A 681-nucleotide genomic window follows, 5' to 3' on the forward strand; every position below is an offset into this window, starting at 1 on the left:
CTGTGCCCATTTCCAAGCGGTAGGGCTGCATCAAGTCGAGCGGGCGCAGTACGCCGTATAGGCCGGAGAGCAGGCGGACGTGTTGTTGCAGGTAGTCGATTTGTTTCGGTTTGAGCGTATCGGCGGCGATGCCTTCGTAGACGTCGCCGTTGAACATAAATACGGCTTGTTTGGCGTTTTCAGGCGTAAACGGCGTGTGCCATACGGCATTGCGTTCGGCATTGAGCAGGGCGATTTTGTCGGAAACATGCATCAGCTCGGCGATTTGTTGGGGGGCAAGCTGGCGCAACTCCTGCATCAGGATTTCCGCTTCGGGCAGAAGGTCGGGCTGGGTAAAGCTGCTGACGGGGGAGGGGTCTTTTTCGTTGAGGTTTTTGGCTGGGGATAAGACAAAAAACATAATAATTTCGGCTTTGAAATGAATAATATGTGGGATTGTAGGTTTAAAATCGGGGAAGAACAAGACGGGCTAAACGCATTAATTGAATGCTTTTATTGAAACGTATTTCTGTTGAAAGTAAAATTCGAAGCTTCCACCTGTTTCTGACATTTCTATTTGAGGAGAATATCATGTCTAAAACCATTATCCATACCGACAAAGCCCCTGCCGCGATTGGTGCATACAGCCAAGCAGTCCGTGCAGGCGATACGGTTTATATGAGCGGTCAGATTCCTTTGGAT

Annotated in this window: 2 protein-coding genes; one reads left to right on the forward strand and one right to left on the reverse strand. The window is 49.2% G+C overall.

Features of this window, described 5'->3' with window-relative positions; genetic code table 11:
- Positions 1 to 400, reverse strand: a 400-nt coding sequence (locus tag ACTHUM_RS16925) for a YaaA family protein (protein WP_440403545.1), incomplete at its 3' end; no start/stop codon positions are given.
- A gap of 86 nt (positions 401 to 486) precedes the next feature.
- Between ACTHUM_RS16925 and ACTHUM_RS16930 the strand changes: the two genes are divergently transcribed.
- Positions 487 to 681: Rid family hydrolase (locus tag ACTHUM_RS16930; protein ID WP_440403546.1), on the forward strand; the 195-nt coding region annotated here is incomplete at its 3' end.

The sequence above is a fragment of the Neisseria sp. P0021.S006 genome (genome assembly GCF_051956895.1).